Raw genomic sequence first — 23,812 nt, 5'->3', positions numbered from 1 at the left:
CTGGGTTTCAGGAGTGTGCGAAGGGTCTGATGAACTCCTCGGTCACTCGGTGCGCAACCCCGTCGGGGTAGGGGCCAGGGACGATGAGAACGACGTGATCGAACCCCGCGGCGATGGCCTCACCGATATCGTTTCTCGTCTTCTCGGATTCCTCGAACGACACCCCGAGAGCGATCGATCGGGTGATCGCCGAGGGATCGCGCCCGATCTCCGCACAGAACCGGTCGAGTAGCCTCGCCCGGCCCACTGCGTCGTCGAGGTCCCCGCCGGGGATATTCCAGATATCGGCGTGCTCGGCGACGAGGCGCAGCACTCCTGCTGCCCGCCCGCCGATCACGATCGGTGGGCCGGGCCGCTGAATCGGCTTGGGATTCTGGAAGGCCCCGACGAGGTCGACGTGGGTGCCGTGAAAGTCGAACGGTTCGTCCTCGGTCCAGAGCCTGCGGATCACTGTGAGCGACTCACCCAGCCGCGCAACGGCATCGGCAGCGTCGCTGTACGGTAGACCGTTGCCGTCGTACTCCCGTCTCGCCATCGGCACACTCGGCCGTGACCCGGCACCGATGCCGAGTTCCAACCTTCCGTTCGACACCACATCGACCGTCGCGGCAATTTTCGCGAGGATGGCCGGCGGACGAATGCGGTTGCTGGTCACCATCAGTCCCACTCGCATCCGCTCGGTCTGGGCGGCCAGTGCGGACAGCATCGTCCACCCCTCGAAGATGGGGCCGTCGGGATCTCCACCGATGGGCATGAGGTGATCGAACAGCCACGCGTGCTCGATCTCGGGAATGCTGTCCGCTTCGCGCCACACCCGAAGCAGGTCGGCGTAGGAGACGTTCTGCGGAGGCGTCATCAGCCCGAAACTCGCCACGTCACCGCCTCCGCAGGGAGGCGTCGAGCAGAGCAGGCGGGGTGTCGAACTTGTCACCGGGGGAGAGATCGACTCCGGGAGCGACGATCTCGTCGATTCTGTCGAGGACGTCGGCCGGCAGGACGGTGTCGGCGGCAGCAAGCTGCGAGCGCAGATGGTCGACGGTACGAGGCCCGACGATCGCGCTGGTGACTCCAGGATGGGCCGTCACGAAACCGAGTGCGAGTTGGATCAACGTCAGTCCGGCGTCGTCGGCGAGCGTCGCCAGTTTCTCGACGGCGGCGAGTTTGGTCTGCCCGGTGGGGGTGTCCGTGCCGAAACGCTCGGGCATCATCTGTGCGCGGTTGGTGGTGGCCGCCTGTCCGGCTCGGATGGCTCCGGAGAGGAAGCCGCCCGCCAGCGGGCTCCACACGAGTACGCCCATTCCGTACTCCTGCGTGACGGGAAGGACGTGGGATTCGATGCCGCGCTGCAGGATAGAGTACGGCGGCTGCTCGGTCACGAACCGTGCGAGACGGTGTTCGCGAGCGGTCCACTGCGCTTGCACGATTCGGTAGGCAGGATAGGTGGAGGAGCCGAAGTATCGAATCTTCCCGGCGCGCTGCAGGTCTGTCAGCGCGGAGAGGGTTTCGTCGTCGCTCGTTGTCGGATCCCAGCGGTGTATTTGGTAGAGGTCGACGTGATCGGTACCGAGTCGGCGCAGGCTGTTCTCGAGTTCGGTGACGATCCAACGGCGAGAGCTGCCCTGATGATTGCGTTCGTCGCCCATCGGGTTGAACACTTTGGTGGCCAGCACGATGTTCTCGCGCCGACCCGCGATGGCCTTGCCGACCATCTCCTCGGACTGCCCCTGGCTGTACATGTCCGCGGTGTCGATGAGGTTGATGCCGCCCTCGAGTGCAGCATCGACGATCGTAGTGGCCTCGTCTTGCGTGGTGCGCCCGATGGCTCCGAAGTTCATCGCGCCGAGCGAGAGTGTGCTGACCTGGACGCCGGTGCGTCCCAACGTGCGGTACTGCATGGTGATCTCCTTGTGGCCTCTGTGGGGCTACTCTGTGGGTAAGCGGAACAACGTTCCGTAAAACAACATACGGAACACTGTTCCGTTTGTCGATACCTGGAGAAACATGACCGAAGCCGAAACCGAGCAGCCCAGAAAACGGGCGGATGCGAGGCGGAACGAAGCGACCCTGCTCGACGCGGCCGCGGCTGCGTTCGTCGATTCGGGAGTGGAGGTGCCGGTGCGCGAGATCGCCCGCCGCGCCGGCGTCGGCGTGGGAACGATCTATCGGCATTTCCCGACGCGAGGGGACCTCGTCGTTGCCGTCTTCCGGCATCAGGTGGAGGCGTGCGTCGTCGCGGGTCAGCAGTTGCTGGCGGGTGGGGAATCACCGCACGCGGCGTTGACGCTCTGGATCGACCGGTTCGTCGACTTCCTGGTGACCAAACACGGTCTGGCCGAAGCGATGCAATCGGACAGCGGCGGATTCGAGACGTTGCACAGCTACTTCTTGGACCGGCTGATTCCCGTATGTGAATCACTGCTCGAGGCCGCTGTTGCTTCGGGAGAAATTGCACCGGGGCAGGCCGCCGTGGAGCTCATGCGCGCGGTCGGCAACCTGTGCATCGGTGCGGCGGACCCCCGCTACGACCCACGAAAAATGGCGCGAATCTTGGTCGCGGGACTTCGGATCACGCCAGAATTTCACGAAATCGGTTGACGGAAAGCTGGTTTGCTGCGATCGGTTAGCGTGGGACTCATGAACTCGGCCACGGAAGACCTGGTGAAAACGTACCTCGACGCCCTGCATCGTGCAGACCTCGATGCAATTCTTGGTCTGTTCGCGTCCGGAGCCGTCGTGCATTCGCCGTTGTACGGCCCGACCCCCGCACCCGACTTCTATCGGGCCTTGTTCATCGACACCTCGAGCGCCGAGCTCACGTCGAAGGGCGTAGCAGAGGGGCGCACCTCGGCGGGAACACCGCTCGTGACCTTCTGGTTCCATTTCGACTGGCGGCTGCCGTCCGGGGTGGCTGCTCCGTTCGACGTCGTCGATGTCGCCGAGTTGGACGGCGACGGCCGCATCACGACGCTGTCGATCGTGTACGACACCGTCGACGTGCGACCGGCTTTCGAGCGGGAGACCGGATCTTCCTGGAGATCGACGGAAGAGAATCGATAACGCCGAAGCCGGCGTTCGAATCAGCGTGATCGCAACGGGTGCACGATCGCGTTCTGTTGCTTAGCGTCACACGCATGACCTGGCTCAGAGCACGATTGGCGGCAATGATCGATCATCTCGGATCGCAGCCTGCGTGCACCCACGCGGCCGTCGAATTCGGCATCCGCGGCTGATGGCGTTCACATGTAAGCGTTGAACTGAAGTAGACGCTTACTGCATGCTGGCGGCATGACCGTTCACAGACCTGCTGCCGAGCTGGCCGCCGAGATCGTCAACGCGTGGAAATCGCACGGTATGACTCTCGACTGGGTGGCCGCACTGCTGGCCCGAGAATCGTTGCCCGTCAGACACCGCGGGGCTGCCGGTACTGCCGAAGTTGCCCATGCCCGTGAGGTCCTCGAGCGGTGTGCTCGTCAGATTCTGCCGGTCTTCGAGGCCGAGAATGCGGCGTCGGCCGCCGACCTGCTCAACGATGTATTGGCATCGATCGATGTTCGCGTCACCGTATCGATCTCGGATGACTTCGCCCCCCCACCTGCATTACGACGCTACGAGCTCCGGGGTTGCCGAACGGTTGCGAACCAACTGTCTGGTCGCGCTCGCGACGGTATTGGCCGACCCGTCCGGTGCGTTGCGATTGGGAGTGTGCGATTCCTGTGGGCACGCGTTCGTGGACTTCAGTCGCTCTGCGCGGCAACGCTTCTGCACCCGGCGGTGTGCCACTCGCATGCATGTACAGACCCACCGACGCAGGGTGTCGTGAACCCGGCGATCCTCCGTTCGGCAGTGCGACTGGCAGGGCTGGCAGGCTTGGCGCTGCTGGCCGAGCCGCTCAGCGGACTCGCCGACACCGCGGCAGCCGGGTACCTCGGGGTGTCCGAACAGAGTGCACTTGCCCTCGGTTCCGGTGTGGTCACCACGACGACGTGGCTGCTCACCCCGCTGATGTTCGCCCAGACCACCGAGATCGCTCGGCTCCGAGTAGCAGGGGACCGGGCCCGGGTACAGGCGGCGGTACGGCGATCGGTCGCGATCGCTGCGGTGTGGGGACTCGTACTCGCTTGTGCAGTAACACTGTTCGCAGTGACCATGACCGAGGGCGATGCCCGTGCTTATCTGCTGGTGCGTGCAGCAGGCTTGCCGGTGTCGGCCGTTGTACTCGCCGGCTACGGCGCACTTCGCGGGGCCGGACGCGTCCCCGACGTCACCGTGCTTGCGTCGGGTGGAGCGGTGATACACGTCGGGATCATCATTGCAGTGACATCCTCGAATGTCGGCATCATCGGGATCGGCACCGCGTCGGGTCTGTCGCAATCGGCCGTCGTCCTCGTCGGATTGTGGGTGACGAAGCGGCGAGACTTGTGGTCGTGGCGAAAGCCGTTGTCGAACAATGGAGTCGATCACTGGCAGGCGTCCGTCACGGCGGCGGGCCTACTCGCGGTGCGATCGACCATGCTCGGCGGAGCCACTCTGGCGTTGACGGCAGCGGCCGTGCATTCCTCGGACGTGAACGCGGCCGCACACCTGGTCGTCCATCAAGTGTGGTTGCTGGTGGTACTGGCCGTCGAAGGCTGGAAGTCGGCGGCCCAGATTCTGGTCGCGTCGGCGCAGTCGACATGCGAGCGAACAGCTGTCGAGAAGACCGTTCTGAACGGCTCGGTAGTACTCGGATGTGTCTCTGCCGTCGGCGTTCTCGCAGTGGGCTCCGGGGCTACCCGGCTGCTGTCGGCGTCGACGGAGGTGCAGGCGGCAGCGTGGTCGATCTGGGGGCTTTCGGCTCTGAGCTTCGTGGTGGGAGCGGTGGCATTCACCAGGGACGGAATCGAATTCGGGCGCGGCGCCTACGCGCTGAATCTGGTGCGCATCGGACTCGGCACCGTCGTCACTGTGGCCGGTGCAGGTGTCACATGGTTCACGGGCCAGCTGAGCTGGATGTGGATCGGAATGTGCTTGGGCCTGTCGGTTCGAGCAGTGTGGCCCTATCGCTCGAGCTACCGACCGGGCCGGGGCCAGGCGATCAGCCGTATTGGGAATCCCACCATGTCAGCACTCGGGTTCCGATCAGGGTCAGCCATTTCGAGCGTTCACCCTCAGGTGCGTCGATCTCGAACCAGACCTGTCCTTGACGTGGACGACCCTGCACCCACGTTCCATCGCTTTGGCGGGCGGCCCTGATTGTTCCCATGGCCTCCGTCAACCGAGGATCCGGCACTGTCCCATCGAACAGGGAGGCCTGCCGAAAGTAGTCGGCAGCGTTGAGCGCGCTGTAGGTCCAACGGAATGGGTAGGAGAACTGGTCCACCCACGGTCCGACCTTCTCGCCCGTGGACGATCTGTACAAGAGTTCTCTTTCCAGCAGATACTCTTCACCTGCGCGCCGGGCTGCGCGAGTCTCGTCGGTTCCGCCGAACGCAATGTCGCACTCCAACAGGCCCTTCAACGAGTTGAGCGTCGAATGAAAAGAGGACCGGGTCGATCCCTCGACCCACTCGCAGTTCCATCCGCCGTCCGGCAGTCGATGTTCGAGAAACCACTGGGCGATGCCGCTGACCTCTGCCACCAGCCACACCCCGTTGGCGACCGTCCACGCATTGATGCAGCAGTCCACCTCGCCGCCCCAGTACGGCAGGTTGTCGTACTCCCACCGACTGTTCTCGTCGAGCAACTCGACCGTGCGGCCTGCTCGCAGGACCGCGGGGTCCAGACCCCACTCGCGGAGGGAATTCAGCGACCACGTGGTTGCGGTCCACGGTTGCCCCGGAGTCGCGGCACCGTCGAAGTTCGCCGGGAAGAACGCACCACCCGCCCATTGACCGTCCGGATCCTGCAGCCCCAGAAGCCGCGCGCCGAAACCCTCCGTAGCCACTCGGGCGCGAGTCGCTTCCCTTACGTCGGTGGGTTCGTCCACGACGTCACGCTCCACCTGCCAGCGCAGCGCTGGATCCGAGTCGATGAGCCAGCTGCGCAGAGAGTCGGCGACCATGACCGAGCAGTTTAGTGCCGTTCTCTGTGGACCTGCCTGCTAACGATCAGGTCTCGACTCGAGTGGGGTACCGCCTCGCACGATCTACGATGTCCTCATGACTGCCGATCCGACCACGCCCGCACCGTCGACCAGCTCGGCGAACTGGAAGAGGCGGGGCATCCTCGTCGGAGCCGGAATCGTTCTGCTGTTGATCGCCTACTTCATTCTGGCGGCGTTTCTTCCGCGCTGGTGGAGTCTTCGGGTCGAAGATCTGGCCGACCGTACGTTCACCAAGGGCATTCTCTGGGGCCTGCTGTTCGGGATCGTCTGCACGTTCGCGCCCCTGGTGTTCTTCTGGAGCGCTTGGTCGGTCCGCAAGGGTCGAGCGGGCAAGCCGCTGGCCATCGGTTCGGTGATCCTGGCTGTGGTGACCGCCATCCCGAACCTGTTGACCCTCACCATCGTCCTCGGTACCAGCAATGCAGCCCATGCCGGCGAACGCACCCTCGACACCAGTGCGCCGGGCTTCCGTGGAGCTACGGCACTCGGTGCGATCATCGCCGTGGTTCTGGTTGCTTTGTTGGTCTTCGTGGTGGTGCGGCGAAACCGTCGCCGTAGAGCTGCCGCTCTGTCGCAGTAAGCGTCTGCTCCAGCAGCAGCGCTATGGTCATGGGCCCGACGCCTCCGGGGACTGGAGTGATCGCCGACGCACGCTCCGCGGCGGCCGCGAATTCCACGTCGCCGACATTGCCTGCGTTGTACCCCGCGTCGATTACAACGGCACCGGGGGCGATCCACGAGCCTCGGACCAGCTCGGCGTGCCCGGCCGCGGCAATCACGATGTCTGCGCGCGCCACCTCGGCCTCCAGGTCAGCGGTTCTGGAGTGGCAGTAGGTGACTGTCGCGTTTCTGCCGAGCAGCAAGAGGCCCACCGGTAGCCCGAGTATCGGGCTGCGGCCGACCACGACGGCGCGCCTGCCCGAGATTTCGATGTCGTACGCATCGAGCAAGCGCAGAATTCCTCCCGGCGTGCACGATCGAAACCCAACCCCGCCGAACGCCGTTGCAGCCAAGGACGCCGTCGTGACGCCGTCGACGTCCTTGGCGGGCGTGATGGCGTCGAATGCCGCACGTTCATCGATGTTTTCGGGAACGGGATGTTGCAGCAGGATTCCGTTCACTTCCGGATCGGCCGATAGATTCTCGATGACGGCGATCAACTCGGACGTTGTCGTTCCGGCGTCCAATTCGACGCGTCGTGACCTGATGCCGACTTGCTCGCAACGCCGCGCCTTCATGTTCACGTATGTCCGTGATGCGGGGTCGTCCCCGACGAGAACAGTGGCCAGAACTGCGGTGGCACCGTTGCTTTCGAGTAGTGCCTCTGCACGCGTCGCCGTGTGCGCCAGGATCTCTGCTGCGACCATTGCGCCGTTCAAAATTTTCATCGGTCCTCCACACGATGGTCGTGTGAAACACCCAGGCGGTCGGCGCTTCCTTCGTTGAACTGATCGCAGCACTCCCCGGTGGTAACTCCACCTTCGCCAGTCATGCTGTGTGACAGAGACATTACCGCTATTCTCGACGCTTGTCATGGACGAAACCTGTTTGCTTTGTAGGGAAGTGACCGGAGAGATCGAGCTACCCGGGGACTTTCTCCATGCGTCGGACAGAGTCGTGGCGTTTCACCTTCCGGAACAGTCGATCGACGGCCTCGTGCTTCGGGGACATTCGATGGTCTCGCCGATTCGGCACACCCCGAACTTCGGGACTTTGACCGACGTGGAAGCGGCCGAGGTAGGGCAGACGGTCACGGCGGTCTCACGCACCCTCACGCGGCTCGGTGCCGAGTACGTGTACGTCGCGGCGATCGGGCACAGTCATCCCCACCTGCATGTGCACGTGATTCCTCGGTGGCCGGGTGTCGATGCGTCGGTCGAGTGGTTCGCAGTTCGGGACGAGCCTGGGCCACACAGAGTCGATGGGCTCGGTGCTGAGAGCTTCGCAGCCGAGATGAAGGGTCTGATGCCCGCCTGACGTCAGGCGCTTCGCAATACCGCCGGTTGGGTGATGACGCGGATTCCCGGTTCCGGATCGAAGCGGTATCCGGTTCCTCTGACCGTGGTGATCAATCGACCGAACTGGCCGAGTTTGGTGCGCACCCTCGACAGGTGGACGTCGACGCTGCGTCCACCGTCGGAAGTGTTGAGTTCGGATCTCGCGACGACGACGCGCGGATGCTGAGCCAGATACGCGAAGATCTCGAACTCGGTGTGACTGAGCCTCACGCTCTTGCCGCTCAGGATCACGTCACGCGCGGGCAGGTCGATCACCAGCGGCGCATTCAGCTCGTTTGCCTGCACATCGAAGCGAGTGAGGATTTTCGCTTGCGGCGCAAAACCTTTGGTGACACTGCGGAGTGCCTCGGCGAGTGCGTGCAACTGCGGTCGGGTCAATCCCTGCAGGGATGACGTTCCGGAATCGGAGATACGGACAACGACGGTGGCTTCGGTGGTCATGTTGGAGAGCTCCTGAGACAAGGGTGTGCTGCGGATACCGGTCAGTTGGTCAGCGTGGGCAGCGACAGTTCTTGTTCACCGTCACAGGGTGATCGACGGCGGGCTCGTGCGCCAGAGATGCGCTCACCGTGATCGCAATTGTTGACCCCATGACCGTCGACGTGCTGCGATCGGGCGTGACCGATGTAGCGCAGCCCCGAACCGCCCTGTTCACCCGAGCCGTCGACTGGGATCACCCCGACGCCGAAGCCCTGCGCGCGGCGATGGCCGCCGAGGTGGGTCCCCGCTACGCAGACCGAGCCGCTCTGATGTCGAAAACTCGAGCCAACGCCGTCGACGAGACCACCGTGCACCGAACGTTCGTCGTGTACAGCCGTGACTCGGAAGGCGTCGAACATGCCGTCGGGCATGCCGCGCTGCGGTGGAACGGATCCGATCTCGAACTCAAGCGCATGTTCGTCGAACCCGATCATCGCGGCACGGGAGTATCGGCTGCTCTGCTGGAGGCGTCGGAGAATGCCGCTCGTGACCAGGGCCTGCGGCGGCTGATTCTGCAGACCGGGGACAGGCAGCCCGATGCGGTTCGGCTGTACGAGAAGAGCGGATGGACCCGAATCCCGGTGTTCCCTCCCTACGAAGTGCTGCCGTTCTCCAATACCTTCGAAAAGCGCCTGTAGTCAGGCCCGCTTGGTCATGATCTCGGCACCGTCGTCGGTGATGACGACCGTGTGCTCGCTGTGGGCAGTGCGGCATCCCGTCGTACTGCGCAGAGTCCATCCGTCGTCGTCGGTCACGAGTTCGTCGGTGTCTTCCATGATCCAGGGCTCGAGGGCCAGCATCAGTCCGGGGCGAAGGCCGTAGCCGCGGCCCGGGCGTCCGTTGTTGGACACATGCGGGTCCTGATGCATCGTGGACCCGATGCCGTGGCCCCCGAACTGCATGTTGATCGGGTAACCGGCCGCGCTGAGTACCGTGCCGATGGCGTGTGAGATATCGCCGATCTTGTTTCCCGGACGCGCCGCTGCGATTCCCGCGGCCAAAGCCCGTTCTGTGGCGTCGATCATCGCTGTGTCTTCGGGTCGAGACTCGCCCACGACGAAGCTGATGGCAGAGTCCGCCGCCACCCCACCGAGGACCACGGCGAGATCGAGCGTGAGTAGATCGCCGTCGGCCAATGCGTAATCATGCGGAAGTCCGTGCAGCACAGCGTCGTTGACGGAAGTGCAGATGTAATGCCCGAACGGGCCGCGACCGAAGGACGGTGCGTAGTCGACGTAGCAGGACGTCGCCCCGGCTCCGAGAATGATGTCCTTGGTCCACTGATCGATCTCGAGCAGATTGGTGCCGACGGTGGCACGCTCGCGGACGGTCTCGAGAATCTCGGCGACCAAAGCGCCGGATTCGCGCGCCAGGGGGATTTTGCTGGGTGGGAGTATCTCGATCATGTGATGCCTTTCGCCGTGTGACGAATAACTATACCGGTATAAGTATTGGTGTTGCTTCACGGGTGCGTTGGCCGTCCGCCGTCCGTGCGACTCTATTTGCTGTGTCTGCCCATCCTCTCGACGACCCCGTCCGCAATTCTCTCGACGGTGCGCTCTCGCGCTTTGCGATCCGACGCGGTCGGATAACGCGGGCGGATCCCGAGGTGTCTCCGTTTCTCGCGCACCCCGACGTGCTCGATCGGCAGGACTGGGACGACATCGAAGCCCTGTTCGGCCCTCGGACCGTGGTGGGACTGGACGGTCCGGAGCGGACACTGCCCGAGGGGTGGTCGCGCGTGGAGGCGTTCGGTCTGGTGCAGCTCATCGGAACGCACCTCGAGACGCGGCCTTTCGGCGAGGCCGTCGAGCTGACTGCCAATGATGTCCCAGAGATGCTCGACTTGGTTCGCCGTACCGAGCCCGGACCGTTCCTGCGCCGAACGATCGAACTCGGTACATATCTCGGAGTTCGACGTGATGGTGCGTTGATCGCTATGGCGGGTGAGCGCATGCACCCGCCAGGGTGGACGGAAATCAGTGCGGTGTGCACCGACCCTGCGTTCCGAGGGCAGGGTCTCGCCACGGACTTGGTGCGCGCGGTCGCCCACGGTATCCGCGCCCGCGGGGAAGAGCCGTTTCTGCATGCATCTGCTGCGAATGTGCGTGCCATCGACCTCTATCTCTCGATCGGATTCGAGCTGCGTCGGACATCGCAGCTGACGTTGGTTCGGACACCTGCGCCGGTTTCGGCGAATGCCGGCCGAGGAGCGGACACCTAGAAGGGCGGTTCTTCGGTGTCGTCGGCAGCGGTTTCGGTGGCTGCTTCTGGTTCCTCGGCTTTTGGTCTTTCGGTTTCTGCTTCGTCGGTTGCAGGTTCGTCGGTGTCGGGTGGGTTCGTTGGGTCGGGGTAGGCGATGATGCCGGATCGTCTCGGCTTGGTGGGGATGTGTGGGCGGAGGTCGTTGCCGATGACGGGCACGGCTGTGCCGTTCGCGGGCAGGGTGATTCGGGTGGTTTTCGAGGTGGAGGTCCAGAGGATCGCGCCGCCGGGGAGCATGACGGCTTTCCAGTAGCCGGCGGTTTTGACGGTGTGGTGGTATTCGCAGAGGCAGTGCAGGTTGTTGATGGTGGTCCAGCCTCCGCCGCGGGGGTTGGTGTGGTCGAAGGCGATGATGTGGTCGAGTTGGCAGTGTGCGGCGGGTCGGTGGCAGTCGGGGAAGCGGCAGTGTCGGTCGCGGAGTCGGACTGCGGCGGTGGTGAGGGCATCGGGTCGGTAGATCAGGGCGCGGTCGGTGAGCGGGTCGCGTCCGATGGATTTTCCGAGGGTGGGGTCGGCGGCGATGGCGGCTTCCAGGGCTGCGGCGAGGGATGCGTTGCCGAGGTAGATGTCTGCCGGTGAGCGCACTGTTGATGCGCCGATCGACGTGCCGGCGGAGCGGTTGTGAGCGGCCGGATCGAGGGCAGAGCTGTGCCGTGTGCCCTTGCCTACGGGTGTGTGGGTGCAGAACCGAGCCGCAGCGGAGGCCAGTGATCCCAGGCGGCGCTGATGTCGGTCAATGCTGGCAGCGGCGGTCGAGTCTAGTCCTGGTGCCGGGCCTTCGGCTGCTGGCGTAGCGGATGTTGTTGCGGGCGAGCGGTGTTCGCTATATTTCGGTGCAGGGTCAGGTGCAGGATTCGTCCAGTGCTCAGGTGCGCGTGGAGCTGAGGCGGGGACCGGCACTGCTGCTGCCTCTGGGTCGGCTCGCAGTATCGGATCCGATGGCGGGTCGGTCAGCGGTGCCGTAGCGCGAGTTGCTGCGTGTCTCCGAACGGGATCGGGTCTCTGTGGATGCGGGGTTGCTGACGGGGCGGACGCTGCTGCGGGTGCGGTCTCGCCGTTCTCCTCGGACCGGCCGTCCTGCTCGGTCTCGTCGTTGTCCTCGGTCTTGTCGTTGTCCTCGGACCGGCTGCCTTCCTCGGTCTGGTCGACTTCGTCTGTCGGTGCGACTGGTGCCGGTGCCGAGGTGTTCCCCGGCACGTGTGCCGGTGCAGGCGAACTGGTCGAAATCTGTTCGGTCGAGGAAGCAGCCTCTGCCCCAGAATTCGCCGCCGACCCTGTTTCATCAGAATCGGCAGCCGAACCTACGTTCGTGTGTGTGTCTGTCTCGGATTCTGTTGCCGTCCCTGAGTTTTCGTCGTTCGTGCGTCGTTCCCATTCCCCGGTGTCCGGGTTCTGGTGGGCGAGGCCGAGTTTCTCGGCGAGGGTGACGGCGTCGGTGAGCAGGATCTGCCACTGACTGTTGCGCGCCAACTCCCGCGCGAGGTCGGGGTCGATGGATCCGTGCCCGGCCAGGTACGCCGGATTGGCGAGTAGCCCGAGGAGGGTGGCGATGTCGACGGTGATCATCGTCAGCGGCACCCGACGATCCGGCAATGCTGCATCGGCTTTCGGGCAGTCCTCGCGTTGGCATCGGCACACCAGTCGGGGTACGCCGTGCATGCGGGCCATGAACGCATCACACAAACGTTCCTGCTTACCGCGCGGATCTTTCGGGCAGAGCGTGTCGGCCATCTCCTCGAGCAGCTGCCACGCCGCAGCAGCTTCGGGGGCGGTCAGTTCCGCTCGGATGCGCGCCAATTCACCGGCGGGGCTGTAGGAGACATGCCGGAATCGTTTCGCGAACTCCCGTAGTGCTGCTGCTTCCTCCGGTGCCACTCGCAGCAGGATGTCCCAGATCTCTTTCTCCAGGGGACCGGGCGAGGACCGTCGGGCCGCTTCGACGATCTCGTCCTCGACGGAGATCACGATGTCGTCCGAGAGGTTGTCGAGGATTCGGCACACCGTCCGAATGCGCGGGAGGTCGATTTCCCCGGACTCGAATGCCTTCTTCACCAGGGGGAGGCGGGTGTGCAGGGCGACCCCGACCGAGACATACGCCTCGGCGACCGTCGCCGAGCAGCCCAACGCGACGGCCATCTCGGTGCGTCCATATCGGCTGTAGTGCTTGTGCTTGGAATCGTGGGTGATCCACTCGCAATGCACCCGGTAGCACGCGGCTATCTTGCGGGCGGCCTGCCGATTTTCCTCCCGCGCAGCAGCGACCAACGCATCCACTGACACGGTCGGTACGGCCATGATCTTCACCCCCCGGTGACCCGAAACAAGAACACATGTTCGAACAAAAAGAACAGTAACTCGACCCACCGACAGAAAAGTGAAGCAAACAGCACGGGACCGAAAGCGGCTATGAATCGGCGAGATGCGCGAAATCAAGGCCGCCGTTGTGCACTCACGTCTCGGAGATTTATCGTTACCTGTGCAAATAAATCGCGACGTCATCTATGACGACGGGCTGGTTCTACTCGACCAGTTCGGCGTCACGCTGAGGCACTACTACTTCCCCCTCGCCACGAAGAAGTTCGTCCCCTACGGCGACATCCGCGCCGTCGACACCGCCGTGCTGGGCAACTGGAACGGACGTTGGCGGCTGTGGGGCGCCTCGACAACAGACCAGTGGCTCCCGCTGGACGTCCTGCGTCCCAAGAAGGACACTGCAGTGGTGCTCACCATTCGCCGCATCTCTCTGGTCTTCACCCCCGACAATCCTGAATTGGTTGCCCGTCTCATCCGCGAGCGCATCACCGCTCCCGCGTGACTCGCCCCGACGAGCGATTCACTCTGGCCAGTGAACGCACCTTTCTTGCCTGGCTACGCACCTCACTCGGCTTGCTCGCGGGCGGGATCGCCATCGTTCACCTGGTTCCGGAGTTCAGCACCGGCTGGGTGCGCACCGCACTCGGACTGATCCTCATCGCACTGTCCGCCGCCGCACCCGTGGTCGGACTGCGGAGATGGATGCGGGTGCGCGCCGCCCTCGAAAGTGGAGCGCCGATGCCGGAATCCCGTGACCTGTGGATTTTCGCGGTCGGAATTGCGGCCGTCGCGGTACTGGCTGCCGTGGTCACGGTTCTGGGGATCCAGTAGCGGGAGTGGAGCCTGCGGAATGACCCTTGGGCGGGGAGTGCAGCCTACGGAATGACCCTCGGGTGGGGAGTGGAGCCTGCGGAATGACCCTAGGGGCGCAGCGCCAACCGCTACGGGTGCACAATCGAAGTACTAGACGACCAACGACAGGAGTTCGGCGTGGCGCAGGGTCTCAAGCTCGGGTACAAGGCATCGGCGGAGCAATTCGGGCCGCGGGAGCTCGTCGAACTCGGTGTTCTCGCCGAGCAGCACGGTATGGATTCCGCGACCGTCAGTGACCACTTTCAGCCGTGGCGTCACGAGGGCGGTCACGCCCCGTTTTCGCTGGCCTGGATGACCGCCGTCGGTGAGCGGACGAAGACGATTCAGCTCGGTACTTCGGTGCTGACGCCGACGTTCCGCTACAACCCGTCGGTCATCGCGCAGGCGTTCGCCACGATGGGATGTCTCTATCCCGGACGCATCATGCTGGGCGTGGGAACCGGCGAGGCACTCAACGAGATCGCTACCGGATTCACCGGCGAGTGGCCGGAGTTCAAGGAACGTTTTGCACGGCTGCGTGAGTCGGTGCGCTTGATGCGCGAGCTCTGGCTCGGCGATCGCGTCGACTTCGAGGGGGAGTACTACACCACCAAGGGCGCGTCGATCTACGACGTTCCCGAGGGCGGCATCCCGGTCTACATCGCGGCCGGCGGACCCGTCGTCGCGCGGTATGCAGGGCGCGCGGGCGACGGCTTCATCTGTACCTCGGGCAAGGGCATGGAGCTCTACACCGACAAGCTGCTTCCAGCCGTCGAAGAGGGCGCGGGCAAGGCAGAGCGCGATGCGGGCGAGATCGACAAGATGATCGAGATCAAGATCAGCTACGACACCGATCCTGAACTGGCACTGGAAAATTGCCGCTTCTGGGCACCGCTGTCGCTGACGCCGGAGCAGAAGCACTCCATCGACGACCCGATGGAAATGGAGAAGGCCGCCGACGAGTTGCCGATCGAACAGGTCGCCAAGCGTTGGATCGTCGCATCGGATCCGGACGAAGCCGTCGAGAAGGTCAAGCAGTACACCGACGCCGGCCTGAACCACCTGGTGTTCCACGCACCCGGCCACGATCAGAAGCGGTTCCTCGAACTGTTCGAGAAGGACCTCGCGCCGCGCCTGCGCAAGCTCGGCTGAGGTCCCGAGAGGCTAGCGATCGGCCGAGAGCGCGAACAATCGCATGTCTCGGTCGGTCCTGGTTTCGTACTCGCCGTAGACCTCGACCATCGCGTCGAACTGTCGGTAGATCCGCGCTTTTTCGTCGCCGGTGATGCGGGTGGCCGTCACCGGAATCTTCTTGCCGCCGATGGCCACGACGGCCTTCGGATCGGCCAGGAGATTGGACGTCCATGCCGGGTGGTGTTGCTGGCCGAAATTCGATCCGACGACGAAGATCTTGTCGCCCTCGCGGTAGTACAGCAGCGGACTCGTGCGGGGCTTGCCCGATTTGCGGCCGGTGGTGGTCAGCAAGACCACCGGTGCCGCGATGGGGCCGAGGACGGTGAAGCGGCCGTTCGACTTCGTCAGCAACCACCGGTCGACGCCCGCGAGGTTCCTGATCATCCAAGAACCGGGCTTGGTCGACGCGAACTTCACAGCGGGCTTGCGGATGAACGATGTCTCGCTGCCCCAACGGACATCCGGAAACGGTGATTCGGCCATGGCTCATAGGACATCCGCAGTGCGTCCGGTGTCAACCGCCGACGCCGCCGTACGCGTGAATCCCACGGAACCACCCGCGCCGCGCGCGTCCCATTAGGCTGGCCCCATGGCTGAGTCCACCAACGCCGAGACGGCAGACATGTATCCCTCGAGCATCTATGTCGCGTCCCCGGAGGGAGACTCCGGCAAGTCCACGATCGCCTTGGGTGTGCTGCAGATGCTCGCTGCGACAACCGCCCGGGTCGGAGTGTTCCGGCCCATCGCTCGTTCCACGGACGAGCCGGACTACATTCTCGAACTTCTCGTCGAGCACACCACTGCTGATCTGACGTACGAGCAGTCGCTCGGTGTCACCTACGAGCAGGTGCACTCCGATCAGGATGCCGCGCTCAGCGAGATAGTCAGTCGATATCACGACGTGGCGGCACAGTGCGACGCCGTGGTGATCGTCGGTAGCGATTACACCGATGTCGGCAGCCCCAGCGAACTCGGCTTCAACGCCCGCATCGCCGTCAATCTCGGTGCCCCCGTGCTGCTCGCGCTGCGTGGGTCCGATCGCACCCCCGACGAGATCGCTCAACTGGCGACCCTGTGCCAAGCCGAACTGCGCCAGCACCATGCCCATCTCGCTGCGATCGTGGCCAACAGGTGCGATCCCGATCAATTGGATGCCGTCACCGATGCGTTGGCGACGGTGGACGTCCCGGCGTGGAGCCTGCCCGAAATCCCCTTGCTCGTCGCCCCGACCATGGCGGAGTTGCTCGACGCGGTGGACGGCACCCTCTACAGCGGCGATTCGTCGTTGCTGCAGCGAGAAGCGATGCGGGTGATGGTCGGTGGGATGACGGCCGAGCACATTCTGGAGCGGCTCACCGAAGGCGTTGTCGTCATCGCCCCGGCAGATCGGTCCGACGTCCTGCTCGCACTCGTCAATGCACATGAGGCGGAAGGCTTTCCGTCGCTCTCGGGCATCATCATGAACGGCGGAATCGAGCCGCATCCGGCGATCGCACGACTGGTGGCGGGGCTCGGACCCAAGCTACCCATTCTGACCACCGAGCTCGGAACCTTCGACACCGCGTCGGCTGCGGCGCGCACGCGCGGCCGCGTGGCTGTGGGATCGCAGCGCAAAGTGGACACCGCGCTGGGCTTGATGGAGCAGCGGGTGGACGCGAAAACCCTGCTGGGACGGCTCGATATCGCCATCCCGACGATCACGACACCGCAGATGTTCGAGTACCAGCTCATTCACCGGGCCCGCGCGGATCGCAAGCACATCGTGCTCCCCGAGGGCGGGGACGACAGGATTCTCCGGGCCGCCGGACGGCTGTTGCAACGTCAGGTTGCGGACCTCACGATCCTCGGCGAAGAAGGCCCGATCCGACGCCGTGCATCGGAACTGGGAGTGGATCTGGACTCGGCAACCATCCTCGACCCCAAGAACTGCGACTACACCGAGGACTTCGCGCAGGAATACACCGAATTGCGCAAGCACAAGGGAATGACGATCGAGCGTGCTCGCGACACCATGGCCGACATCTCGTACTTCGGAACCATGATGGTGCACAAGGGAATCGCCGACGGCATGGTCTCCGGAGCCGCCCACACGACGGCACACACCATCAAGCCGTCGTTCGAGATCATCAAGACCACCGAGGGCGTGTCGACGGTGTCGTCGATCTTCCTGATGTGCCTGTCGGATCGTGTACTCGCCTACGGCGACTGCGCCGTCGTACCGGACCCGACGGCCGAGCAGCTCGCAGACATCGCGGTGTCCTCGGCGCAGACCGCGGCCCAGTTCGGTATCGAACCGCGGGTGGCCATGCTGTCCTACTCCACCGGAGAATCCGGCTCGGGTGCAGACGTCGACAAGGTTCGGCAAGCGACCGCCCTCGTGCGCGAACGCAACCCGGAACTTCTCGTGGAGGGCCCGATTCAGTACGACGCGGCCATCGAACCGTCGGTCGCGAAATCGAAGCTCCCCGACTCCGAGGTGGCCGGCCGCGCAACGGTGTTCATCTTTCCGGACCTCAACACCGGTAACAACACCTACAAGGCTGTCCAGCGCAGTGCCGGTGCCGTCGCGGTCGGACCGGTACTGCAGGGCCTGCGCAAGCCCGTCAACGATCTGTCCCGCGGGGCCCTGGTGGAAGACATCGTGAACACCGTCGCCATCACCGCCATTCAGGCCCAAGGCCTTTCGCCGCAGGAGGCACAGGCATGAGCATCCTCGTCGTCAACTCCGGATCGTCGTCCGTCAAGTTCCAACTGGTCGATCCCGGATCGGGAGAGTCGGTGGCCAATGGGCTCGTCGAGCGCATCGGTGAGTCCGACGGCCGAGTGCAACTCGACCACCGGGGCGAGAGCAGCGAGCGAACACAGCACATCGGGGATCACGGTGCCGGTCTGGCACTGGCCTTCGAGATGCTGGCCGACGCCGGCATCGAATTGGGCTCCGACGTCACCGCCGTCGGGCACCGCGTCGTCCACGGTGGCACCGTCTTTTATCGGCCGACCATCATCGACGACGCCGTCGTGCAGCAGATTTCGGATCTGAGCAGCCTTGCTCCGCTTCACAATCCGCCGAACGTACTCGGCATCGACGTCGCCAGGAAGCAGCTGCCCGACGTGCCACACGTGGCGGTGTTCGACACCGCCTTCTTCCATTCTCTGCCCGACGCGGCCGCGACCTACGCTATCGACGCGGCCGTCGCCGCCGAACACGACATCAGGCGCTACGGCTTCCACGGCACCTCGCACCAGTACGTCTCCGGCCAGGTGGCCCAGTTCCTGGGACGCGATCTCGGGGAGCTGAACCAGATCGTGCTGCACCTGGGTAACGGTGCGTCGGCCTCGGCTGTGTCCGGCGGCGAGGCCGTCGACACCTCGATGGGCCTGACTCCGCTCGAAGGGCTGGTGATGGGTACGCGCAGTGGCGATATCGATCCCGGCGTCATCATGCACCTGCGCCGTAGCGCCGGTATGAGCGTCGACGACATCGACAGCCTGCTGAACCGTCGTTCCGGCCTGATCGGGCTCTCCGGAGTGAACGACTTCCGGCAACTGCAGCAACGGATCGACGACGGCGACGCGTCGGCGCGGCTGGCCTACGACGTGTACATCCACCGTCTGCGCAAGTACGTCGGCGCGTACATGCTCGGTCTCGGCCGACTCGACGTCATCACCTTCACTGCGGGGGTCGGCGAGAACGCGGCGGCCGTGCGTGCCGATGCCCTCGCGAACCTCACCAATTTCGGGATCGAGATCGACCCGGAGCGTAATGCTGTGCGCAGCAAGGACGCTCGGGTCATCTCGACCGATTCGTCGACCGTCACCGTGCTGGTGGTGCCGACCAACGAGGAGTTGGCGATCGCCCGGGCTACGGACGATCTGGTTCGTAGCGGCGACTAGAACAGTGAACGCGGCCGGATCGCGTTCGCCAGATCCACCAACGAGAAGCGGTGTGCGCGATCGGTGGCGTTGCGGGCCAGCGCCCGCAGGCCCTTCTCGGTGCCGCGCCGCAGCCCGTCCTCGGTGAACGGGACGCTGAGTATCGGTTCCCGCTCGGCCGTGGCGGCGTGGCCGGAAACGATCCAGTCCAGGGCCATCGCGAGCACCAGCGTCCGCATCTGCAGTGCCCGGCTCTCCGCCTTGGGTAGCAACGCAACTCGGCGGGCAGCGGATCGGAAGTCGGCCTCGGACAGTTCTGCTCGCGACCGATCCATCAGCAATGTCAACACGCTGGTCATGCGCGCCATCGAGTAATGCCGTGAACTGATCGGCACTTGATCGAGTGCAGCGATGGCTCCGGTCTGGTCACCGCGGCGCTGCAACTGCCGGGCCAAGCCGAATGCCGAACTCACGATGCCTCGATTGGTGCGCCACACCGCCCGATAGAGGCTTTCGGCTCGGGCCCGCCACTTCTCGGATTCGTCGTCCTTGCCCAAGGCGACATGACCGAGCAGTTCGGAGGTGGCTCCCAGAGCCAGCTTGGGGGCCAGCTCGCCGGGCATCGCCCCGAGTACGTTGTCGAAACTGGTGAACGCCGAATGGTATTCGTGATGCAGCAAGGCGATCAGGCCCGCGTACCACTGCACCCGCCACGGATCGGCGGCCTGGTCCTCGGACTGCACCTTGGCCAGAATCTCGGTCGCCTCGACGACGTTCCCCAGATCGAGGTGGGCCTTGACCTCCGCCAGGGTGATCTCCACCCCCAGCTCGACGGGTGCCGAGGAGAGCGTGGAATCCGATGACTTGTCTGCGCCTGCAGTGACACGTTCGATACCGTTGCGTTTGGCGTGCTGCAGGGAGTCCAGGGTCTGTTGCGGTTCGACGTGTACTGCCGCCGCGAGCAGGGGTGCGCTGGGGTCGTTGGGGTCGACCAATGGAACGGGAAGCGCCGCAACAACTTCTGCTGCAGTCATCCGTTCGTGGCGCACGGTACCGTCGACGTAGGTATCGGTGCGGCCCACCGACTGCTCGGTGCCGAAGGTGGTGCGGGGCGGGCTGAACACCGTGGACAGACCGGGACGCTCGACGCCGGTGCGGATGGCCAGGATCTCGCGCAGCACTCCGGTGGCCTGCCCGGCGAACTCGTCCGCAGATCGGAAGCGCCGAGTGGGGTCCTCGTGCGTCGCACGCAACAGCAGTCGGTGCAGCGACGGAAATTGCTGTAGTACTTCCGAATCCGCGACCGCCGGCAAACCGTCGAGATACTTGCCGTTCTTGGACGGCATGTCCAGCGTCAGGACGGCGAGCGTACGGCCCACGGTGAAGATGTCCGACGCCACCGTCGGTCCTGTCTTGACGATCTCCGGTGCCTGGTAGCCCACCGTGCCGTACAGGTAGCCGTAGTCCTCGATACCTGCGACCGCACCGAGGTCGATGAGCTTGATCTGGTCGTCGGAGACCATGATGTTCTCGGGCTTGAGGTCGTTGTAGACCAAGCCGATGGAATGCAGATAACCCAGGGCGGGCAGCACTTCCAGGACGTAGGCCAGTGCCTGCTCGACGGGCATCCGTCCGCCGTCGCACGTGCCGAGGATGTCGCGTAACGACCGTCCACCCACGTACTCCATGACGATGAAACCGACGGTCGAGCCATCGCTGCGGGGCTGCTCGACGAAGTTGTAGATCTTGACGACGCCGGGATGAGCCACCTCGGCCAAGAATTGGCGCTCCGCGACCGCGACCGCATGAGCCTCTTCGTCGCCGAAATGCAACAGTCCCTTGAGAACCACCCACCGGTCACTGACGTTGCGGTCGATGGCGAGATAGATCCAGCCGAGCCCGCCGTGCGCGATACAGCCTTGAACGTCGTACTGGCCGACCACACGATCGCCCGGCTCGAGCAAAGGCGTGAAGTCGAACGTGGTGCCACAGTGCGGGCACACGCCCTTGGCGATGTCGGGTTCCCCAGGCTCGCTGCGTCCGACCTTGGCATTGCACTTCCAGCAGAACCGCTTCTGTTGCGGCACCGTCGGATCCGACATCACCGCAGTTTCGGGATCGACCGGCTCGACCCTGGGCACCTCCACCAGCCCACCGCCGAGTCGACGCCGAACACTGCCGCTGCGCGAGCGACCGGATCTGGACCTTCCCGTCCGGGCGCGCGTGGTTGCACTCTGTGCCGCGGTCGACTTCGCCGTTCCCCGCTCGATCGCGCCGGGCCCCGGCGTCCGTGCCGTGCGATCGTCGATCGGTGCCCGCGACGGGTCCGGGTTTCTCGACACCGCCTGGGTGCGTTCGCCGGTGTCGGAACGCAGGACTGCCTGCGTCTTGTCGGCCGGTGCCGTGGGTTGCTGATCGTCGTCGTCCATGTCGCCCCTAATCGCTGTACGACGCGGTGGGCGGACCGGGGGAGGGGCCGAGCACCGTCAGCCATCGGTTGTAGAGGCGGTTCCAGGTGCCGTCGGAGCGGATGCGAGCCAACGTTCCGTTGACGAATCGCACCAGATCCTCGCTGTCTCGGTTGATGCCGACACCGTACGGTTCGGGGCTCAAGCTGTCGCCGACGATCTCCAGGTACGGGTCCTGCGCCGCCAGACCGGCGAGAATGGCGTCGTCGGTGCTGACGGCGTCGACCTGCCTTTGCTGCAGCACGACAAGGCAATCCGACCACATCGGAACCGTGACCACGGTGGCGGCAGGTTGTTGCCGTTGCAGGCGGCGTAGCGACGTGGTGCCCTCGACAGCGCAGACGCGCTTGTTCGCCAGGTCGCCGATGTTCCGAATGCCGGACCCTTGTACCACCAGGATCCGGTGCTGCGCTTGGAAGTACACGGAGGAGAACTGGACGTCCTTGCGGCGAGCGCAGGTGATGGTCATGGTCTTGACCACGATGTCCACCGAGGAATCCTGCAGAGCTTCCAGCCGTTGCGCCGAGGACAGGATCCGAAAGTCCAACCGGTTCGGATCGCCGAACAGGTCTCGAGATATCTCGCGCGCTATGTCCACGTCGAAGCCGACCAGCTGACCGCTCATCGGATCGCGGAAGCTGAAGAGGTTGCTGCCCGTGTCCAGTCCGACGACCAAGCGGCCCTTCGCGCGCAGAGCGTCGATGGTCGGTTGCGGTACCGACGGCGCATCGGTGCCGCTGGGCAGCGGGCGCAGACTGGCCGTGGGGCGGGCGCACTCGTCGTCGGCCGAGGTCTCGGTGGGTCGGGCGGCCACGGATGCGCCGTCCGGGAGTGGCGGTTCGGTGAACGTCGTATCGACTTGCGGCGCAGAGCTTTCCGGCGGAGCGCAGCCGACCAACAGTGCGGTCGCCAGGATCCCGGCGGCGAGTAGGCGCTTCACAGGTACTCACGCAGCCTGGGGAACAGGCCTACACCGAACGCGACCGACGCGACGACGGTGAGCACGTACGCGCCGTTGGACAAGCCCGACAACACCCACACCGAACGGTCGATGTTGGACCGAAGTTCGCGTCGAGCATTCTCGATTCCGTCGACCAGTACGCCGTCCAGTGCGGTGAAGGCAGCCGCCGAATCGGACTCCCCGGTACCGGTGGCTATGCCGACCGCACCGTTGAAGTCACCGACCTCGAGCGCGGAATCGATCCGCGCATGCGAGGCGGACCACGTGTCGAGTGCATCGATCACCGCGGTGTCGCCCTCGAACATCTCCGACATTCGGGAGACGCTGGCGGCGAACGATTCTCCGTAATCCCGACTCCCGCCGCGGCGCGCGAGATCGAGAGTCTCGTCCGCCCTGGCCTGTTGCGCCATGATGAACCCGGTCGTGTACGACTTCAGCGGTCCCACGCCACGGTCCAGAGCGCGGTCGGTAGCTATGGAGGAAATCAGTCCCACCACCAACATCCACCCGAGCAAACCGACGACAGCGACTGTGGCACCGAGGAATCCGACGTTCAACGTACGACGCGTCGTCCGCGAGAGGTACCACTGAGCCAGGCCCGTCATCATCAGCAGGAACACCACGGAACCGATCGCGAAGAACGGCGGGCTGGTGAACCGCTCCTGATCGGCGGACACCCGTGACGCCTGCTCGGTGTACAACTTCTCGGCCAACGGGAGCAGGCTGGTCTGCATCATGGTCGACGCCTCGCCCAGGTACGCCGCTCCCACCGGGTTTCCGCTCCGGTTGTTGGCCCTGGCCGTCTCGACCAGACCGCTGTACACCGGTAATCCGGCCGCAATCTGGGTCAGCACCGCGCTCGTGGCCTCGTCGGCCTCGGTCACTCCGGCCGAGGCTGCGATCAGTTCGGACGACGCCTCGCCGAGCGCCTGCGAGTAGCGTTCGCGCACCTCTGCCGGTTCGAGGCCGCCGGCGATGAACGCGGTTGCCGCAGTCGAATCCGCCACCGACAAGGCTCCGTAAAGATTCTGCGCCGAGTTGGCGAACGGCTCGGTCCGCACCAGCAGCGTGCCCAAGGTGTCCACCCGCTCGGTGACGGCCGTGGACGCCAGATTCCCCACCGTCAGCGCCAACACCACCAGCGCGGTACCCATCGCGACCAACCGCGCAGGCGTCGAGCGCATCGTGTATCGAACCGGCGGCTTGCCGGCGACAGCACCGACGGGAGTGGCCGTTGTCGGAGGCACGGCAGCGGAGGGGGTGGTGCCGGCCGCGATCACGCACCCGAGCATATAAGCAGGCGGGC

At 64.7% G+C, this 23,812-nt stretch carries 23 protein-coding genes, 1 pseudogene and 1 riboswitch; of the genes and pseudogenes, 13 read left to right on the top strand and 11 right to left on the bottom strand.

All coding sequences use genetic code 11. The annotated features are described in order from the left end of the window. Positions 1 to 7: 7 nt before the first annotated feature. Both ACFI9K_RS18905 and ACFI9K_RS18900 read right to left on the bottom strand, forming a co-directional pair. Entirely contained in the window at positions 8 to 874 is an 867-nt protein-coding gene (locus ACFI9K_RS18905; protein ID WP_462664919.1) for an LLM class flavin-dependent oxidoreductase, read from the bottom strand. Position 875: 1 nt separating this feature from the next. Next, complete coding sequence (locus ACFI9K_RS18900) at positions 876 to 1,895, bottom strand: aldo/keto reductase (RefSeq protein ID WP_462664918.1); 1,020 nt, start codon at positions 1,893 to 1,895, stop codon at positions 876 to 878. Positions 1,896 to 2,001: 106 nt separating this feature from the next. Here ACFI9K_RS18900 and ACFI9K_RS18895 point away from each other — a divergent pair, with 106 nt between their 5' ends. The 4 genes and pseudogenes from ACFI9K_RS18895 to ACFI9K_RS18880 form a co-directional block, all read left to right on the top strand. Continuing rightward, a complete protein-coding gene (locus ACFI9K_RS18895; protein ID WP_462664917.1) occupies positions 2,002 to 2,595 on the top strand; it encodes a TetR/AcrR family transcriptional regulator in 594 nt (197 codons plus the stop codon). A 39-nt stretch (positions 2,596 to 2,634) separates the two neighbouring features. Next, positions 2,635 to 3,057 carry a nuclear transport factor 2 family protein gene (locus tag ACFI9K_RS18890; RefSeq protein WP_462664916.1) on the top strand — a complete coding sequence of 141 codons (423 nt, stop codon included), beginning with the start codon at positions 2,635 to 2,637 and terminating at the stop codon, positions 3,055 to 3,057. A gap of 382 nt (positions 3,058 to 3,439) precedes the next feature. Continuing rightward, the gene (locus tag ACFI9K_RS18885; RefSeq protein ID WP_462664915.1) at positions 3,440 to 3,820 is read left to right on the top strand and encodes a CGNR zinc finger domain-containing protein; all 381 of its coding nucleotides are present in this window, start codon (positions 3,440 to 3,442) and stop codon (positions 3,818 to 3,820) included. Further along, a pseudogene (locus tag ACFI9K_RS18880) lies at positions 3,703 to 4,287 on the top strand (MATE family efflux transporter); the annotation flags it as partial. The gene ACFI9K_RS18885 and the pseudogene ACFI9K_RS18880, both read left to right, overlap by 118 nt. A 787-nt stretch (positions 4,288 to 5,074) precedes the next feature. Here ACFI9K_RS18880 and ACFI9K_RS18875 read toward each other — a convergent pair. After that, entirely contained in the window at positions 5,075 to 6,040 is a 966-nt protein-coding gene (locus ACFI9K_RS18875; RefSeq protein WP_462664914.1) for a prenyltransferase/squalene oxidase repeat-containing protein, read from the bottom strand. Between the two features lie 97 nt (positions 6,041 to 6,137). On the opposite strand from ACFI9K_RS18875, the gene ACFI9K_RS18870 reads away from it, so the two are divergent. Further along, positions 6,138 to 6,662, top strand: coding sequence for a permease (locus tag ACFI9K_RS18870; protein ID WP_462664913.1), 525 nt, complete (start codon positions 6,138 to 6,140; stop codon positions 6,660 to 6,662). Here ACFI9K_RS18870 and ACFI9K_RS18865 read toward each other — a convergent pair. Next, on the bottom strand, positions 6,577 to 7,470 hold the full coding sequence (locus tag ACFI9K_RS18865; protein WP_462664912.1) for a bifunctional 5,10-methylenetetrahydrofolate dehydrogenase/5,10-methenyltetrahydrofolate cyclohydrolase: 894 nt from the start codon (positions 7,468 to 7,470) through the stop codon (positions 6,577 to 6,579). The genes ACFI9K_RS18870 and ACFI9K_RS18865 overlap by 86 nt on opposite strands. Positions 7,471 to 7,492: 22 nt before the next feature. Next, positions 7,493 to 7,584, bottom strand: a riboswitch (ZMP/ZTP riboswitch). Between the two features lie 61 nt (positions 7,585 to 7,645). On the opposite strand from ACFI9K_RS18865, the gene ACFI9K_RS18860 reads away from it, so the two are divergent. Beyond that, on the top strand, positions 7,646 to 8,059 hold the full coding sequence (locus ACFI9K_RS18860) for an HIT family protein (RefSeq protein ID WP_462664911.1): 414 nt from the start codon (positions 7,646 to 7,648) through the stop codon (positions 8,057 to 8,059). A gap of 2 nt (positions 8,060 to 8,061) precedes the next feature. On the opposite strand, the gene ACFI9K_RS18855 is transcribed toward ACFI9K_RS18860, so the two are convergent. Continuing rightward, a complete protein-coding gene (locus ACFI9K_RS18855) occupies positions 8,062 to 8,541 on the bottom strand; it encodes a winged helix-turn-helix domain-containing protein (RefSeq protein WP_462664910.1) in 480 nt (159 codons plus the stop codon). Between the two features lie 149 nt (positions 8,542 to 8,690). On the opposite strand from ACFI9K_RS18855, the gene ACFI9K_RS18850 reads away from it, so the two are divergent. Beyond that, entirely contained in the window at positions 8,691 to 9,218 is a 528-nt protein-coding gene (locus tag ACFI9K_RS18850) for a GNAT family N-acetyltransferase (protein WP_462664909.1), read from the top strand. Here ACFI9K_RS18850 and map read toward each other — a convergent pair whose 3' ends face one another. Further along, positions 9,219 to 9,986 (bottom strand): type I methionyl aminopeptidase, encoded by a 768-nt coding sequence (gene map, locus ACFI9K_RS18845; RefSeq protein WP_462664908.1) that lies wholly within the window; start codon positions 9,984 to 9,986, stop codon positions 9,219 to 9,221. It abuts the gene before it with no gap. 101 nt (positions 9,987 to 10,087) lie between these two features. Here map and ACFI9K_RS18840 point away from each other — a divergent pair, with 101 nt between their 5' ends. Next, positions 10,088 to 10,804 (top strand): GNAT family N-acetyltransferase, encoded by a 717-nt coding sequence (locus ACFI9K_RS18840; RefSeq protein WP_462664907.1) that lies wholly within the window; start codon positions 10,088 to 10,090, stop codon positions 10,802 to 10,804. Here ACFI9K_RS18840 and ACFI9K_RS18835 read toward each other — a convergent pair. Continuing rightward, positions 10,801 to 13,140, bottom strand: coding sequence for an HNH endonuclease signature motif containing protein (locus tag ACFI9K_RS18835; RefSeq protein ID WP_462664906.1), 2,340 nt, complete (start codon positions 13,138 to 13,140; stop codon positions 10,801 to 10,803). The two genes, ACFI9K_RS18840 and ACFI9K_RS18835, sit on opposite strands and share 4 nt — an antisense overlap. A 181-nt stretch (positions 13,141 to 13,321) precedes the next feature. On the opposite strand from ACFI9K_RS18835, the gene ACFI9K_RS18830 reads away from it, so the two are divergent. The 3 genes from ACFI9K_RS18830 (at position 13,322) to fgd (ending at position 15,162) form a co-directional block, all read left to right on the top strand. Further along, positions 13,322 to 13,660 carry a hypothetical protein gene (locus tag ACFI9K_RS18830; RefSeq protein WP_462664905.1) on the top strand — a complete coding sequence of 113 codons (339 nt, stop codon included), beginning with the start codon at positions 13,322 to 13,324 and terminating at the stop codon, positions 13,658 to 13,660. Beyond that, complete coding sequence (locus ACFI9K_RS18825; protein WP_462664904.1) at positions 13,657 to 13,989, top strand: YidH family protein; 333 nt, start codon at positions 13,657 to 13,659, stop codon at positions 13,987 to 13,989. The genes ACFI9K_RS18830 and ACFI9K_RS18825 overlap by 4 nt, the downstream gene beginning before the upstream one ends. Positions 13,990 to 14,148: 159 nt before the next feature. Continuing rightward, positions 14,149 to 15,162, top strand: coding sequence for a glucose-6-phosphate dehydrogenase (coenzyme-F420) (gene fgd, locus ACFI9K_RS18820; protein ID WP_027498496.1), 1,014 nt, complete (start codon positions 14,149 to 14,151; stop codon positions 15,160 to 15,162). Between the two features lie 12 nt (positions 15,163 to 15,174). Here fgd and ACFI9K_RS18815 read toward each other — a convergent pair whose 3' ends face one another. Continuing rightward, a complete protein-coding gene (locus ACFI9K_RS18815) occupies positions 15,175 to 15,687 on the bottom strand; it encodes a nitroreductase/quinone reductase family protein (RefSeq protein WP_462664903.1) in 513 nt (170 codons plus the stop codon). A gap of 106 nt (positions 15,688 to 15,793) precedes the next feature. Between ACFI9K_RS18815 and pta the strand changes: the two genes are divergently transcribed. Beyond that, positions 15,794 to 17,911: a phosphate acetyltransferase gene (gene pta, locus ACFI9K_RS18810; protein ID WP_462664902.1), complete on the top strand. Its 2,118-nt coding sequence runs from the start codon at positions 15,794 to 15,796 to the stop codon at positions 17,909 to 17,911. Further along, the gene (locus ACFI9K_RS18805; protein WP_462664901.1) at positions 17,908 to 19,098 is read left to right on the top strand and encodes an acetate kinase; all 1,191 of its coding nucleotides are present in this window, start codon (positions 17,908 to 17,910) and stop codon (positions 19,096 to 19,098) included. Before pta ends, ACFI9K_RS18805 begins: the two co-directional genes overlap by 4 nt. Here the strand turns inward: ACFI9K_RS18805 and ACFI9K_RS18800 are convergent. Genes ACFI9K_RS18800 through ACFI9K_RS18790 form a run of 3 tightly spaced genes read right to left on the bottom strand, consistent with a single transcriptional unit; the run spans position 19,095 to position 23,786 of the window. Continuing rightward, a complete protein-coding gene (locus ACFI9K_RS18800; protein WP_462664900.1) occupies positions 19,095 to 21,506 on the bottom strand; it encodes a serine/threonine-protein kinase in 2,412 nt (803 codons plus the stop codon). The two genes, ACFI9K_RS18805 and ACFI9K_RS18800, sit on opposite strands and share 4 nt — an antisense overlap. Positions 21,507 to 21,513: 7 nt before the next feature. Continuing rightward, positions 21,514 to 22,485: a glutamate ABC transporter substrate-binding protein gene (locus tag ACFI9K_RS18795; RefSeq protein WP_462664899.1), complete on the bottom strand. Its 972-nt coding sequence runs from the start codon at positions 22,483 to 22,485 to the stop codon at positions 21,514 to 21,516. Further along, the gene (locus ACFI9K_RS18790) at positions 22,482 to 23,786 is read right to left on the bottom strand and encodes a hypothetical protein (protein ID WP_462664898.1); all 1,305 of its coding nucleotides are present in this window, start codon (positions 23,784 to 23,786) and stop codon (positions 22,482 to 22,484) included. Before ACFI9K_RS18790 ends, ACFI9K_RS18795 begins: the two co-directional genes overlap by 4 nt. Positions 23,787 to 23,812 lie beyond the last annotated feature (26 nt).

The sequence above is a fragment of the Rhodococcus sp. PSi06 genome (assembly GCF_054960675.1).
Note: the sequence above shows the minus strand (reverse complement) of the source record. Positions and strands in the feature narration are given on the sequence as shown.